This is a genomic window from Mycoplana sp. BE70 (assembly GCF_031455855.1).
GTDB lineage: Bacteria > Pseudomonadota > Alphaproteobacteria > Rhizobiales > Rhizobiaceae > Mycoplana.
In genome coordinates this window covers 63075-76482 of sequence record NZ_JAVDTM010000010.1, presented here as the reverse complement: position 1 = coordinate 76482, position 13408 = coordinate 63075, and the positions used below count along the sequence as shown (strand labels likewise).

Here is a 13408-nt window from a genome sequence, read left to right as displayed (position 1 = left end):
CCAACGCGACCGCTCCTAATACTCTTAATGCTGGCACAGGGTGTCAGGCGGGTGTACCATCAAGACTGGTGGGCGGGGTACCGACCAAACGGGGACTATAACGATGTTTGCTGTGTCAAGCGGCGGCATTTTGAGGTCGACTCCCTCTTGCCGCGTTTTGCGCCTCCACTTCGGCTTTGTCGGTCTATTCACGCTCTTCGCATTCTGGATCACGTGCCTGGCGCCGACCGCCGTGCTGGCACAGACACACAATCACGGCGCCGCCGCCCAGACCGCCCAGGCGGAAACCACTCCGGCCCCAAGTGCGCCCGCCCAATCGGTGGCTGAGGCCAGCAGTTATCACAATCCCATTGTTTTCACCTTGCGGACCGGTATCGCCGAGGGCCGCATGGTTTACATCGGGGTCGGTGGGGAGATCGACAAGCAGATCAATCCGACACTCACCTTGTACGAAGGCGAACTCGTTCAAATCAACCTGATCAACGGCGAAGGCGCCGAACACGACATCTTTATCGATCACTACAATGTAAGGTCGTCGAAGGTCGTGGGACGCAATGCCTCTTCGACGATTTTCTTTACTGCAACCAGTCCGGGTCAGTTTGTCTATTTCTGCACGATCCCGGGGCACCGGGAGGCAGGGATGGAGGGACTGATCCGGGTGATTGCCGGAAAGCGCACCGCGCCTGCGACGGAAGGCGCCGACATCGTGCGTGATCCCGGTGATCTGCCCGCGCCGATCGGGCAGCGTACGCCGCAGGTCGTCAAGGTTGAACTCGAGACAATCGAGCTGAAGGGAAGGCTCGACGATGGCACCAGCTATGTCTACTGGACCTTCAACGGCAAGGTGCCGGGACCGTTTCTGCGGGTTCGGGTAGGCGATACGGTCGAGGTCAAGCTCAAGAATGCGCCCGACAGCCTCATGGTCCACTCGGTCGATTTCCATGCCGCGACCGGGCCCGGTGGTGGCGCCCATGCCACCCAGACAGACCCGGGCAGCGAGACCATGGTAACCTTCAAAGCGCTGAAGCCAGGCGTCTTCGTCTACCATTGCGCGACGCCAAGCGTCGCCCACCATATCACCAACGGCATGTATGGCCTGATCCTTGTCGAGCCAGAAGGTGGTTTGCCGCAAGTCGATCGCGAATTCTATGTCATGCAAGGTGAACTATACACGGTTGACAGTTTCGGCACACAGGGCGAGCAGGAAATGGACTATGACAAGCTCACCTCCGAGCGGCCGGAATATTTCCTTTTCAATGGCTCTGTTGGTGCACTGACCAAGACCCATCCGCTCTATGCCAACATCGGCGAGACGGTGCGAATCTATTTCGGCGTCGGCGGCCCGAACTTCACGTCATCCTTCCACGTCATTGGCGAGATATTCGATCAGGTCTATATCTTCGGCAGCATCACATCACCACCGCTTACGAATGTTCAAACGGTGACGGTCCCGCCAGGCGGCTCGGCGGTGGTCGATTTCAAGATTGATCGGGGTGGTACGTTTACGCTGGTGGATCACGCGATTTCCCGTGTGGAGCGGGGGCTTGTCGGCTATCTCATTGTCGACGGCCCGGAGAATGATGCCATCATGCACCACGGGCCCGCCAGTGCTGGCCCAGCCCAATAGCCACAATCTGCGACCGGAAGGTCAGGGATCCTAGGCATCACAGCAAGGAGGTAACGCAAATGCGAATGGTTATAGTTGTCGCAGCGATTTCTCTGGCAACATTATCAGCGGGGCAGTCCAAGGCGCAGGATGCTACGGCCGGGGAAAAGGTTTTTGCCAAATGCAAGGTCTGCCACAACGTTGCGGACGACAAGAATAAGGTCGGTCCTTCACTCAAGGGTGTCGTCGGACGAACTGCCGGCACCCACGCCGGCTTCAAGTATTCTGCTCCGATGATCGAAGCCGGCAAGAATGGGCTGAAATGGGATGACGCCAAGCTTGCGGAGTATCTCACCGATCCGAAGGCAATGATCAAGGGAAACAAAATGGCGTTCCCCGGCCTCAAAAACAAAGACGATACCGCGAATGTCATCGCCTACCTGAAACAGTTTCCATGAGACGAGAAACGGTCGTTGAAAAGTCCATGCTGCCGGTGGTGCGGTCGCATCTTGGGTGAAGGCCCAAGGGCATGAGCAGGACTTGCGCAGGTGGCCCTTCGCGGCATCATGGCCAGCCGGCGATACCGATTCGGGTTGGTACGCCGGTTTGGCCGATGATCCGAGATGCTGGTACGCCCAACGGGACTCGAACCCGTGTTGCCGCCGTGAGAGGGCGATGTCCTAACCGCTAGACGATGGGCGCGTTTGCTCGTGGCAATATAGGTGGTTCCAGTCCGTCCGACAAGGATACCGCGCAGTCTGTCACGAGCCTTGCGCATCCTCACACACTGAATACGCCGGGTGGAGCGAATTCCTCCGGTTAAAAACTATCATGACTGGATCGTGCGATACATGGCGATTGCTCGTTGATGCGATATCCGTAGGATACGACGACGAGTACGGCGTTTGGCATGCGAGGGCGATCATCATGGACGAAAAACCCCTGGAACTTCCGGTTCTGTTGAAGCGGCGCCTGCAGGCGCAGGTGATCGGACCGATTCACGCGGAAATGGTCGAGGCGATCGGCCGGGAAAAGGCGGATGCCATTCTGGACAGTGCGATCCGCAAGGCAGCAATCGCCGAGGGGCAGGCTTTCGCGGCAAAGGAACCCGGCGGCGAGACGTCCATGGCAAGCTTCATCAAGCTGTACGAACTGTGGACCGCCGACAGCGCCCTGGAAATCGAGGTGCTGGAGGCGACCGACGAGGTCTACGACTTCAACGTCACGCGCTGTCGTTACGCCGAGACGTACCGGGAGATGGGGCTCGCCGGGATCGGCCACCTGATGTCGTGCAATCGCGACGGCACCTTCTGCCAGGGCTACGATCCCAACATCAAGCTGGAGCGCAAGCAGACGATCATGGCGGGGGCAGAGTGCTGTACGTTCCGCTATCGCTACCAGCCGGAGGAGTGAGCGGAATGCGGTCTGGTGGCCGCCAACGGAGCCGGAGCGTTGTGGCGAGGCGCGTTCCGGTCGAGTGATAGCTTGGGGCTCGACTTTTCCAGCAATTCACATCGGGATTCTAAGCGTGGCGATCAAACCGCTGGGGCGATAGTTCAGTTCCACGGCTCCGCCAAGGTGCGCGGACGTACCTTCGATCAACTCCGTGCCATAGCCTTTGCGCCCAGGCAATGTGACGGGCGGGCCGCTTTGCTCCCGCCACTCGCAAAGGAGGCAGTCTCGCCCGTCTGAATCAACTTCGATCTGCCACCTGACGTGTACCTCGCCGGCCGGGACGGACAGAGCACCATATTTCACGGCGTTGGTGGCGAGTTCGTGGAATATCATGCTGATTGCAGGGACGTTCGCACTTTCGACCTGAACGGCTGGTCCTTGAGTACGAAGATGCTTCACGCCAGGTTCGCCGATCGACTGCCTCAGCAGCGCCTCAAAGTCGATGGGGCCGCTGCTCGCAATATCCTGGGCGCGCAGCGTCACTTCGAGCCGCCCCAAAAAGGTGTCACGGTACTCGAGGGCGGTTCGTTCTTCCACATCTGTCCGCAAGGCGATTGCGCGCACCACAGCAAGGAGGTTCTTCATACGATGACGGGTCTCCGACAACACGAATTCCCTCTCGGCGTCGTGCCGCTGTCGGTCCGTCACATCATCAAACATCACCAGAATGCTGGTGCTGTTGTCATTTGGATGAACTAGACGCCGGGCATCCACAAGGAAGGTTCGTTGTCCAACCGTCGGAAAGTCGTGCTTTACCTCGAAGCCAATGACTGCGACGGCCTTCGGGATGACGGAAGATATGAGTTGGCGGAGCTCCGGAATGTCCCATTGACCATTGCCCAGGCCAAAGAAGTCCTCGCCCAGAATGTCGTCACTCTGCACTTGGAACGCTTTGAAGAAGGCATTGTTCGCCGATGTGACGAGCAGGTTGTGATCCAGGACGATGACCGGCTGCGTCATCGTATCAACGATACCCTGCGCTTGCACGTGACCGCTTTTCAACAGCCGGTAAAGGTCTTCCAAAACCATGTGCGCACCTTTGTGAAGAGAACGCCTGCTGCTGCACGTCCCCACCTGATCGGTTGCGATGCTGAGGGGAAATTATAGCGTGCCTCGACGGCTTTAAAAGGTCCAATGGCGATTCTCTGGTATGTCTGAATACGCTACGGCCGCGTCCGCTATTCGGCCCGCATCAAGGCACCGAAAACGCCTCAGCGGTTATTTTGGACCATCCCTTCTCCGCCTGCCGAAAAGCCGCTTGGGTCGAGAGCATGTCTCGCGAAAGTGGGAATCGATTCAGACAGACATGCGAGAGAACAAGGATTCAAAGCGGGCGAACGAATCTGAAAGATCGCGACGCGCTCGTATCCTTCGAAAGCCTCGGCCTTCTGGCGGTTCGTCAACGTCGGGGATCCGATCGTCCCATATCGGACGGGCGATGGTTCCGGCACATAATTAATGTTGAGAAGTGGCACGCCCTAGGGGAGTCGAACCCCTCTTTTCAGAATGAAAATCTGACGTCCTAACCGATAGACGAAGGGCGCGTGCGATGGCCGTCTTCTACTCAGCCCCCCCGCATTCCGCAAGGCCTAAAATGATGATTCGGCAAATTTTTTTCGCTTGCGCTACCGACCGCGCGCGAAGCGGTATCGTCCTGCGGACAGGGCGCATCGTCGACCGGAATGGGAGAGGGAGTGGCACGCCCTAGGGGAGTCGAACCCCTCTTTTCAGAATGAAAATCTGACGTCCTAACCGATAGACGAAGGGCGCGTGCGGGGGTGCTTCTACTCAGCGCCCGCCGATTGTGCAAGGGCAAAAATGACCGCCTGTCGGATTTTCTTGCCTTGTCCCGAAGATCGTCGCCGTTGGCGTTGCCCCAATCCATTCGCGCAATCGCATGTTGCGATTCGGCTGGCCGTATGAGCAGTGAGATCGCGGGTAGGGTAACAATTGCTTGATCGCGGGAAACGGGCTTGCCGTCTCTGCCGGCCGCCGTGAAAATGTGCGGGCACCCTGTCCGATGCCACCAGGCGTCGAAGCCCGACCGCAGTCGGCGAAGGGCAGGCCAGTGGAGGTGACCACCATGGCCAAGCATGCATCCCCGAAGGGGGCATCGTCTGTTCTGGCAAATCTGGACACGATGCTGCCCGAACTGGAAGCGCTCTACAAGGACATCCACGCCCATCCAGAATTGTCGATGCAGGAAACGCGAACAGCGGGCATCGCCGCCGACAGGCTCCGGAAAGCGGGTTACGAGGTCACCGCCGGGGTCGGTAAGACAGGCGTGGTCGGTCTTCTCCGGAATGGCGAGGGCCCGACCGTGATGCTGCGGGCCGACATGGATGCGCTGCCGATCGCCGAGGACACCGGCCTGGACTACGCGAGCACCGTCACCGTGAAGGGGGCCGATGGAAACGCCGTGCCGGTGGGGCATATGTGCGGCCATGACATGCACGTGGCCTGGCTGGTCGGGGCGACGACGTTGCTGTCGCAGGTGCGCGATGCCTGGAAGGGCACGTTGATGGCGGTCTTCCAGCCGGGCGAGGAGACCGCCGAAGGTGCCCGCGCGATGATAGACGACGGTCTGCTCGACCGCTTTCCCCGGCCGGACGTCACCCTTGGGCAGCACGTCATGGTCGGCCCGGCCGGCTTCGTGGCCGGCAGCGCCGGACCGATCACGTCGGCGGCCGACAGCCTGCAAATCCGCCTGTTCGGGCGTGGTGCGCATGGCTCGATGCCGCAGGCGAGCATCGACCCGGTCGTCATGGCCGCATCCGTCGTGCTGCGGCTGCAGACCGTCGTGTCCCGCGAAATCGCCGCGACGGATGCGGCGGTGCTGACGGTCGGCGTCCTGCAGGCCGGCACCAAGGAAAACGTCATTCCCGACGAAGCGGTCATCAAGCTCAACGTCCGCACCTTCGATGCCGGCGTGCGCAAGCACGTGCTTGCGGCGATCGAACGGATCGTCAACGCCGAGGCGGAAGCATCGGGAGCCCCGCGCAAGCCGGAAGTCACGTCCCTCGACAGCTATCCGCTGAACGTCAACGACGAGGCCGCGAGCCTGCGGGTCGCCGAGGCTTTTCGCGGCTATTTTTCGCCCGAGAGGGTAAAGCACACGGGTCCGGCCCCGGCGAGCGAGGACTTTGGCTGCTTCGGAACCGCATGGCAGGTGCCGTCGGTGTTCTGGTTCGTGGGTGGCACCGATCCCAAGATCTACGCCAAGGCCAAGGCAACGGGTCGGTTGAACGAACTGCCGGTCAATCACAGTCCGAAATTCGCACCTGTCCTGTATCCCACCGTGGAAACCGGCGTCGCGGCCCTGGTTGTCGGTGCGCTGGCATGGCTCGATGCCACCTGATCTTGTTCGGTCGAAGCAATGGAGGCGGTGTGGACTCGCCTGCTGCCGCTTTGTGCCGCAGCGCGACGGGCGAGGCTTGCCGAGGCAGAACCACTATGATCACAGAGACCTTCACGCGTATCCCTGACCTCGGCGGCACGTTCGTCTTCGCAATCAGCGGCGCATTGGCCGCGGTCGACCGCCGCCTCGACCTGTTCGGCATCCTTGTCCTGTCCTTCGTCGCGGGAAATTTCGGCGGAATCACCCGCGACCTGTTGATCGGCTCGGTACCGCCGGCGGCCTTGGCCGATGGATTGTACCTACTGGTTTCCGTCACAGCCGGGCTCATCACGTTCCTCGCCTATGCCGGAATTGACCGGCTGCGCAGCCCCGTTTTGATGTTCGACGCGGTGGGTTTGGCATTCTTCGCCGTCGCCGGTGCGCAAAAGGCGCTCGCTTATGGCGCAAGTCCTGTCACGGCCGCGCTTCTGGGCATGGTGACCGGCATCGGCGGCGGTATGACGCGAGACGTTCTCCTCGGCGAGATCCCGCACGTTCTGCGCTCCGACCTCTACGCCGTTGCCGCGCTGGCGGGTGCTTCCGTCGTCGTCGGCGGCGCCGCAATCGGGGTTTCCTACGGCATCTCGGCGCTGGCGGGAGGGGCTTTGTGCCTTAGCCTTCGGGTGATGGCGATCAGATACGGATGGCGCCTGCCGGTTGCGCGCCTGTCCGCGCGAGGTCGTGCGGAGGCAGGATCGTCGAACGAGGAGGAACCGCGCTGAAATGGGCCGCGGTATGCCCGTAGCGGGGCGGGTGTCGGAAGGTTCACGATATCGTCCGCGTTCGTGCGTCTCATCTGGGGCACACTTCTCCAACGTTGTTGGGGAAGTTACGCCGGAAGCGCAACCGTCGAGGCTGGGGAAGTTTGGCATGGAGACAAACGAACTTATATCCTGATACTACGCTTCGGTGGCTTCTCCGGTGCATGCATGCTCGCGAGCAGGTACGATCGTCATATACGTGAGGTGGCTCGGTTTTCAGCCGAGCCACCTTCATCAACTGCAGTTTCGAGATCGTGAAGCTTACTGTCCGCCGCCCGCGTTCTTGAACGACTCGTTGAGTTGCTCCTGTATCTGGTCGATCGAGAAACTTGCCGCATGCTGGGCCGGCGGATAGTCCTTGAAGGTCGCGAGGAACTGCCCCGCCATCGCCTGAGCCGGGACGAGCAGGAACACGCGGTCTATCAGCCAGTCGTAGTACGTATTGGAGGTAACGTCTGCGCGCTCATACGGATCGGCGCGAAGGTCGAAAAGTTTGGGCACGCGAAGTGGGGTGAACGGTTCCGCCCAGATACGAAGGGTACCCGTCGCCCGCTGCTCTGAAAAGACGATCTTCCAGTTCTCGTACCGCATTGCCACCATATCGCCGTCGTCATTGAAGTAGTAAAACTCCTTACGAGCACTCTGATCGGCTTTCCCGGTCAGATAGTCGAGCTGGTTGTACCCGTCGAGATGGTTCTTGTATTGTTTTCCAGCGATCGTCGTCCCACTAAGCAGTCGGTCCTTTACGTCGCTGTCACCAGCGGCCGCCGACAACGTCGGAAGCCAATCAAGGCCGGAGAAGATACCTGTGGCGATCGTGTTAGGTTTGATGTGTCCGGGCCAGCGGATCATCGCGGGTACGCGGAACGCACCTTCCCAGTTGGTATTCTTCTCGCTGCGGAACGGCGTCGTCCCCGCATCTGGCCAAGAGTTCTGATGCGGGCCATTGTCCGTGGTGTAGATGACGATGGTGTTGTCGGCGATCCCAAGTTGATCGACCTTGTCGAGAATTGTGCCGATGAGCTTGTCGGTCTCGATCATGCCGTCGGCATATTCTGTCAGCGCCGTGAGACCCGGCTTGCTACGGTTTTCGGGGCGAACGTGTGTTCGGAAATGCATCCTCGTCGTGTTCATCCAGACGAAAAATGGCTTGTCCGCTTTTACTTGCCTATCAATAAAGTCTATCGCCGCGCCTGAAGTCTCGTCATCTATGGTTTCCATTCGCTTGCGCGTCAGAGCACCTGTGTCTTCGATCTTACCGTCAGCCGAGGACTTGATTACGCCACGTGGGCCGAAATTTTTGCGGAAATTGGGGTCCTGAGGATAGTTGAAGTTTTCCGGCTCTTCCTCGGCATTGAGGTGGTAGAGGTTACCGAAGAACTCGTCGAAACCATGCGCCGTCGGCAGAAACTCGTCCTTGTCACCAAGATGGTTCTTGCCGAACTGGCCGGTAGCGTAACCCTGATCCTTGAGTATTGAAGCTAAGGTCACGTCGGAGGCCTGCAGACCGACATCGGCACCGGGCAGACCAACTTTCGAAAGACCGGTACGCAATGTAGCTTGGCCCGTCAGAAAGGTTGAACGACCAGCAGTGCAGCTTTGCTCGGCGTAGTAGTCCGTGAACTTCAAACCTTCATTCGCTAGCCGGTCGATGTTCGGGGTCGTGTACCCCATGATACCGTCACTGTAGGCGGACAGGTTAGTCTGCCCGATATCATCGCCGAAAATAACAAGTATGTTTGGCTTTGCCGCCGTTTGCTCTTGGGCAAACGAAGGTGCCGATGCCGCCAAGGCGCTTGCGGCAAGAAGTAGTCCACCTATTCGGATTCCTATCCGCATTTCCAACCTCCAGAGTTCCCGTGATCACAGTGAAATCGGCATGCTGAAGTCAGTACGCCTGAGGTTGAAATAGTGCGCGTCTTGAACTCGACCACCAACAACCGTTGAATTGTGTCAACCGCGTGTGGAGCCCTCTTGACGGCCGGCGAATTGGAAAAGGCCGGAGGACCTGTCTTCGAAAGTCTAACCGATTTTGGAGCAGCAGCACGTAGCCAGGAACGCATGCCCAGCATTCGAAATCTGGTGCGGAAAATGCAAGGTAACCGTCAGCCGGACGATGTCTGCTTAGGGCCAGAAGTCGCTGACGATGCGGATGCGGCAATGGCGCGAGCAGGCAGGGATCCCGGAAGGCTACACGCTGCACGGACTGCGCCGGACCTTCGGCACGTACTTGGCCGAGTGCAATGTGCAGGCGAGGGCGATCATGGATGCGATGGGCCATACCTCGATGGCAGTGACGGACGGTTATGTCCGCGATGCGAACCGGGACAAGGCGATGGTCGGGATCGCGAGCGCGAGCAGAAACGTGATGCGGCGAAGCGGCGTGCAGCATTGCGAGTCGTCGGCTGAAGTGACGACTAGGGCACTGGCCTTGGGCACATCTTGAAATTATGTAATTATATCAAAGATTGTGGCACGCCCTAGGGGAGTCGAACCCCTCTTTTCAGAATGAAAATCTGACGTCCTAACCGATAGACGAAGGGCGCGTGCGGGGCGTCTTATAGTCAGCACGTTTTCCTTCCGCAAGTACCAATCGGGGCGGGCGAGAAAAAAGTACGGTTATCCCCAGCCAATGGATGGCAACGGCAAAATGCAAGTCTTAACAATGTATTGATGTCGGGGTCGTGCGGCTGCATGCCGGGATTCCGAAGCGGCGGATTTCGGGCGGCGACCAGCGGGCGGGGCAGGGCAGTGCCCAAACGCCCCCCTATTGCTTGCCACGGCATTGCCAGTTCCAGTCGCGCTCCGGGCCTACGTCGATATGGACGGATTCGGTATGGCAGTAGGTGCCGACGCCGCCGCGCCCCGGCCTTGAGCGCAGGTAGTCGGCCAATTCCCATCGGCTGACACCGGCAATCTGGATGTCGGCCGCTTCGCAGCGGGTATGCAGCGACTGCTTCGAGCGGTTCTGTTTCACCGGCCGGACACCCGACGTGACGATCACGGGTTTTCCATAGTGGCCTTCGATCGACTTCAACACCGCCAGCAGTTCCGGCTTGAAGCAGCCGGTGTTGACCTTCTCCGTTTGCAGCCAGAGCCCATTCGGCGAAAGTCGGGCAAGGCCGGCAAGCGAGGCGACTTCCGTCACCCCGTTGTCCGCACCGTCGGACGCTTCTTCTTCGGCTTCGGAATGGTCGGGCGGAGCAAAGAGCGAATCCGTCGCCGCGCCGGGGATTGCGCCTCCCAGCGACGCGGTCTGGTAGGCCGCCGCCGAATTGCGATTGAGAACACTGGGCTTCTGTGCCGGGTTCGCCGAATTGCTCTCGCTTTGGCGATTGGTTTTCCGCTTTGCGCCGAAAAGGGCGGCAAGTGTCAACGTCTTGTTCAGGTCGTTCGGCGCCCCGGCGGCGTTTCCGTTCGTCTCACCAGCGCCATCGATTGCCTCCGGCGGCGGTGGCTGGCCGGTTCCCGATGCGGTGGCAGCAAGCGCAATCGCCGCTTCGGATGTGGCCGGTTCGGCCGCCAGCGCCATTCGTCCGCTCTTGGGCAGCGGCACGCGATCCGGAATGAGCGACGCCTCTTCGTCGGTTTGGCGACCCTTTGCCGGTATGGAACCAGTGGTCTCGGCGTTGCCGTCCGCCGGGATCGTGCCCGGGTTGACGCTGTACAGATTGCCGATGGCGGGTCCTCCATCGGGCTGATTGTCAGTTTCCACCGATGCGGCGGCGCCGGAGGCGTAGATGCTGGTCTGGTGTGCGTTCACCTGTGCCGGCTGCATGATGACGTCGGCGAGATTGGCAGGTTGGGCTGGCGCGTCGGCAGATTGCGTCGCCCCGCTGCCGGTCGGATTGTCGCGCGCCGACACCATCGGATCACGATAACCGTCGACAGCCTCGCCGTCGCCTTCCTGCTCCGATGCAGGGGACGCCGCCGCCGCCGCGTCGACCGGAACAGCATTGTCTTCGGCTCGCATGTCACCGGTTGCCGACATGCAGCCCGTAAGCACCAGAGCCGAGACGGCGATCAGAAGAGTGTGTCGAAGGGCCTTGGTCTCAAAGCCCGATTTGCGTGTGAACAGCAAGCTACATCCCCGCCTTCTTACGCGCCAACCGGTCGATCTACCGGCTGGAGCCTGTCCGCATCGAGGTAACGCGCCTCGCAGAAGGCGAACACGTGCGTTTCCCCATAGCCAGCGTCTCATGCGCAGGCGACTAAACACGATGCACCGGAATGTTCCGCCGGGAGGGGCCGGAGCTCTGATCCTACGCGAATCATCCGGTCGCCGACGGCCCGGGCATGGTCCGGGCCAAAGAAGGCGAAAGCGTGATGAAACCTCGCGCCTGCATTGCAGGCACGGGGTCGTGTGACTGCCGCGTCGCGAAGAGCATGTCGCTTCACGGTCGCTGGCGATCACCCGTCAATTGCTAGGGGGTGGAAATTGCGCGAGGCTTACCAGGCGCCGGTATTCGGCATCGATGCCCAGGGTTCGGCCGGAGCCAGGCTTTCGCCCTTCTGCAGGATCTCGATCGAGATTCCATCGGGCGAGCGGACAAAGGCCATGTGGCCGTCCCGCGGCGGGCGGTTGATGACAATGCCGTTGTCCATCAATTTCTGGCAGGTCGCATAGATGTCATCGACCTCGTAGGCGAGGTGGCCGAAGTTGCGCCCGCCGGTGTAGGTTTCCGGGTCCCAGTTATAGGTTAGCTCCAGGCAGGGGGCTGCTTTCTGCTTGGCCGCGTCGACATCGCCGGGTGCCGCAAGAAAGATCAACGTAAAGCGTCCCCTCTCGCTTTCGTGCCGGCGGATTTCGACGAGGCCGAACAGGTCGCAATAGAAGTGCAGCGATTGCTCGACATTGTGGACGCGGACCATGGTGTGGAGGTAGCGCATTTGGAGGGCCCTCGAATTCAAAACAACGGATGGGCGGGAAGATAGGAGTTTGCCAGCTTGAGGCAAGCCTGGTGTCCTAAAGAGTCTCCGGACAAAACTTTTTACGAAGACTTGTCCATTCGCAATTGGACGATGTTATTCTGATCGACAAGAATCAGTTAACCGTAATTCATGTGACGCGTAATCGAGGGGCGGGGCAGATCATGGCGGACAGGATGTCAGCGAAGGAGATCACGCAATACGACGACCAGGGTGGCGATGCGGTTGACCTGATCGAGATCACCGGCGTCATCAAATGGTTCGATGTCGCCAAGGGGTTTGGCTTCATCGTGCCGGACAACGGCATGCAGGACGTTCTCGTCCATGTGACCTGCCTGCGGCGCGACGGCTACCAGACCGTTCTCGAGGGGACCCGGGTGGTCGCGCTGATTCAGCGCCGCGAACGCGGCTATCAGGCCTTTCGCATCCTTTCGATGGACCAGTCGACGGCCATCCACCCTTCGCAGATGCCACCGGTCAAGACCCACGTGCAGGTGACGCCGACGAGCGGGCTCGAGCGGGCGCTGGTCAAATGGTTCAACCGGACCAAGGGCTTCGGCTTTCTGACGCGCGGCGAGGGCACCGAGGACATCTTCATCCACATGGAAACCCTGCGCCGCTTCGGCCTGACCGAACTGCGCCCCGGGCAGGTGGTGCTCGTCCGCTTCGGCGACGGCGAGAAGGGCCTGATGGCCGCTGAGATCCACCCGGACAACCCGGCGCCGGGCAACCGGGCGCACTGATGGCCAGGGCGCGCCGCAACTTCGGCCTTTTCCATTGCAGCGTCCTTGTGGCGCTTTTTTTGTCGCTGTTCGGCGCCGTTGCGGCCCGCGCGGAGGAAAGCTTCGGCAAGGAGCGGTTGGCCATCGTCACCGGCGACGGCAAGCGTCACGAATTCTCGGCGGAACTGGCGCTGACGCCGCAGCAGCGGGCGCAGGGCCTGATGAACCGGCGCTCGATGGCGCCGGACCAGGGCATGTTATTTTCCTTCGGGGAAACGCGCACGGTTCTGATGTGGATGAAGAACACCTATCTGCCGCTGGATATGCTGTTCATCGATAAATCCGGCGATATCAAAACGATCAAGGAAAATGCTGAACCGCTTTCAGAAGCGATCATCAGCTCGAAGGTACCGGTCGCCTACGTGCTCGAATTGAATGCGGGTACGGTTCGCACCCTTGCGATCCAGCCGGGCGACAGGATCGACAGCCCCTTGATCCAGAACGCCGGTCCCTGACGCCGGCATCCTATTCCGGCCCT

At 60.2% G+C, this 13408-nt stretch carries 12 protein-coding genes and 4 tRNA genes; 8 read left to right on the top strand and 8 right to left on the bottom strand.

Annotated elements, in window-relative coordinates; all coding sequences use genetic code 11:
* Window positions 1-232 precede the first annotated feature (232 nt).
* Complete coding sequence (gene nirK / locus J2Y48_RS18815; RefSeq protein ID WP_310421032.1) at window positions 233-1627, top strand: copper-containing nitrite reductase; 1395 nt, start codon at window positions 233-235, stop codon at window positions 1625-1627.
* A 65-nt stretch (window positions 1628-1692) separates the two neighbouring features.
* Window positions 1693-2064, top strand: coding sequence for a cytochrome c family protein (locus J2Y48_RS18810; RefSeq protein ID WP_310421266.1), 372 nt, complete (start codon window positions 1693-1695; stop codon window positions 2062-2064).
* A 169-nt stretch (window positions 2065-2233) separates the two neighbouring features.
* Here the strand turns inward: J2Y48_RS18810 and J2Y48_RS18805 are convergent.
* A tRNA-Glu gene (locus J2Y48_RS18805) sits at window positions 2234-2308 on the bottom strand.
* A 225-nt stretch (window positions 2309-2533) separates the two neighbouring features.
* On the opposite strand from J2Y48_RS18805, the gene J2Y48_RS18800 reads away from it, so the two are divergent.
* The gene (locus J2Y48_RS18800; protein ID WP_310421030.1) at window positions 2534-3019 is read left to right on the top strand and encodes an L-2-amino-thiazoline-4-carboxylic acid hydrolase; all 486 of its coding nucleotides are present in this window, start codon (window positions 2534-2536) and stop codon (window positions 3017-3019) included.
* Window positions 3020-3115: 96 nt separating this feature from the next.
* Here J2Y48_RS18800 and J2Y48_RS18795 read toward each other — a convergent pair whose 3' ends face one another.
* From J2Y48_RS18795 to J2Y48_RS18785, 3 genes are all read right to left on the bottom strand, one after another.
* Entirely contained in the window at window positions 3116-4090 is a 975-nt protein-coding gene (locus J2Y48_RS18795; RefSeq protein WP_310421028.1) for a PAS domain-containing protein, read from the bottom strand.
* Between the two features lie 440 nt (window positions 4091-4530).
* Window positions 4531-4605 (bottom strand) — tRNA-Glu (locus J2Y48_RS18790).
* A 151-nt stretch (window positions 4606-4756) separates the two neighbouring features.
* Window positions 4757-4831: transfer RNA gene (locus J2Y48_RS18785), tRNA-Glu, on the bottom strand.
* Window positions 4832-5144: 313 nt separating this feature from the next.
* Between J2Y48_RS18785 and J2Y48_RS18780 the strand changes: the two genes are divergently transcribed.
* Window positions 5145-6419 (top strand): M20 family metallopeptidase, encoded by a 1275-nt coding sequence (locus J2Y48_RS18780; RefSeq protein WP_310421026.1) that lies wholly within the window; start codon window positions 5145-5147, stop codon window positions 6417-6419.
* A gap of 95 nt (window positions 6420-6514) precedes the next feature.
* Complete coding sequence (locus J2Y48_RS18775; RefSeq protein ID WP_310421024.1) at window positions 6515-7180, top strand: trimeric intracellular cation channel family protein; 666 nt, start codon at window positions 6515-6517, stop codon at window positions 7178-7180.
* Window positions 7181-7480: 300 nt separating this feature from the next.
* Here J2Y48_RS18775 and J2Y48_RS18770 read toward each other — a convergent pair whose 3' ends face one another.
* Entirely contained in the window at window positions 7481-9058 is a 1578-nt protein-coding gene (locus tag J2Y48_RS18770) for an arylsulfatase (protein WP_310421022.1), read from the bottom strand.
* A gap of 307 nt (window positions 9059-9365) precedes the next feature.
* Here J2Y48_RS18770 and J2Y48_RS18765 point away from each other — a divergent pair, with 307 nt between their 5' ends.
* Entirely contained in the window at window positions 9366-9665 is a 300-nt protein-coding gene (locus J2Y48_RS18765; protein WP_310421020.1) for a site-specific integrase, read from the top strand.
* Window positions 9666-9690: 25 nt separating this feature from the next.
* Here the strand turns inward: J2Y48_RS18765 and J2Y48_RS18760 are convergent.
* From J2Y48_RS18760 to J2Y48_RS18750, 3 genes are all read right to left on the bottom strand, one after another.
* Window positions 9691-9765: transfer RNA gene (locus tag J2Y48_RS18760), tRNA-Glu, on the bottom strand.
* A 221-nt stretch (window positions 9766-9986) separates the two neighbouring features.
* Entirely contained in the window at window positions 9987-11300 is a 1314-nt protein-coding gene (locus J2Y48_RS18755; protein ID WP_310421018.1) for a D-Ala-D-Ala carboxypeptidase family metallohydrolase, read from the bottom strand.
* Window positions 11301-11668: 368 nt separating this feature from the next.
* Window positions 11669-12109, bottom strand: a complete 441-nt coding sequence (locus J2Y48_RS18750; RefSeq protein WP_310421016.1) for a VOC family protein — start codon at window positions 12107-12109, stop codon at window positions 11669-11671.
* Between the two features lie 203 nt (window positions 12110-12312).
* Here J2Y48_RS18750 and J2Y48_RS18745 point away from each other — a divergent pair, with 203 nt between their 5' ends.
* Together J2Y48_RS18745 and J2Y48_RS18740 are read left to right on the top strand one after the other, a co-directional pair.
* Window positions 12313-12891 carry a cold-shock protein gene (locus J2Y48_RS18745; protein WP_310421014.1) on the top strand — a complete coding sequence of 193 codons (579 nt, stop codon included), beginning with the start codon at window positions 12313-12315 and terminating at the stop codon, window positions 12889-12891.
* Window positions 12891-13385: a DUF192 domain-containing protein gene (locus J2Y48_RS18740; RefSeq protein ID WP_310421012.1), complete on the top strand. Its 495-nt coding sequence runs from the start codon at window positions 12891-12893 to the stop codon at window positions 13383-13385. Before J2Y48_RS18745 ends, J2Y48_RS18740 begins: the two co-directional genes overlap by 1 nt.
* Window positions 13386-13408 lie beyond the last annotated feature (23 nt).

Coding starts and splice junctions, on each gene's coding strand:
- J2Y48_RS18810 (WP_310421266.1), top strand. CDS start 1,693: ATGGTTATAGTTGTCGCAGCGATTTCTCTGGCAACATTATCAGCGGGG.
- J2Y48_RS18800 (WP_310421030.1), top strand. CDS start 2,534: ATGGACGAAAAACCCCTGGAACTTCCGGTTCTGTTGAAGCGGCGCCTG.
- J2Y48_RS18795 (WP_310421028.1), bottom strand. CDS start 4,090: ATGGTTTTGGAAGACCTTTACCGGCTGTTGAAAAGCGGTCACGTGCAA.
- J2Y48_RS18780 (WP_310421026.1), top strand. CDS start 5,145: ATGGCCAAGCATGCATCCCCGAAGGGGGCATCGTCTGTTCTGGCAAAT.
- J2Y48_RS18775 (WP_310421024.1), top strand. CDS start 6,515: ATGATCACAGAGACCTTCACGCGTATCCCTGACCTCGGCGGCACGTTC.
- J2Y48_RS18770 (WP_310421022.1), bottom strand. CDS start 9,058: ATGCGGATAGGAATCCGAATAGGTGGACTACTTCTTGCCGCAAGCGCC.
- J2Y48_RS18765 (WP_310421020.1), top strand. CDS start 9,366: ATGCGGATGCGGCAATGGCGCGAGCAGGCAGGGATCCCGGAAGGCTAC.
- J2Y48_RS18750 (WP_310421016.1), bottom strand. CDS start 12,109: ATGCGCTACCTCCACACCATGGTCCGCGTCCACAATGTCGAGCAATCG.
- J2Y48_RS18745 (WP_310421014.1), top strand. CDS start 12,313: ATGGCGGACAGGATGTCAGCGAAGGAGATCACGCAATACGACGACCAG.
- J2Y48_RS18740 (WP_310421012.1), top strand. CDS start 12,891: ATGGCCAGGGCGCGCCGCAACTTCGGCCTTTTCCATTGCAGCGTCCTT.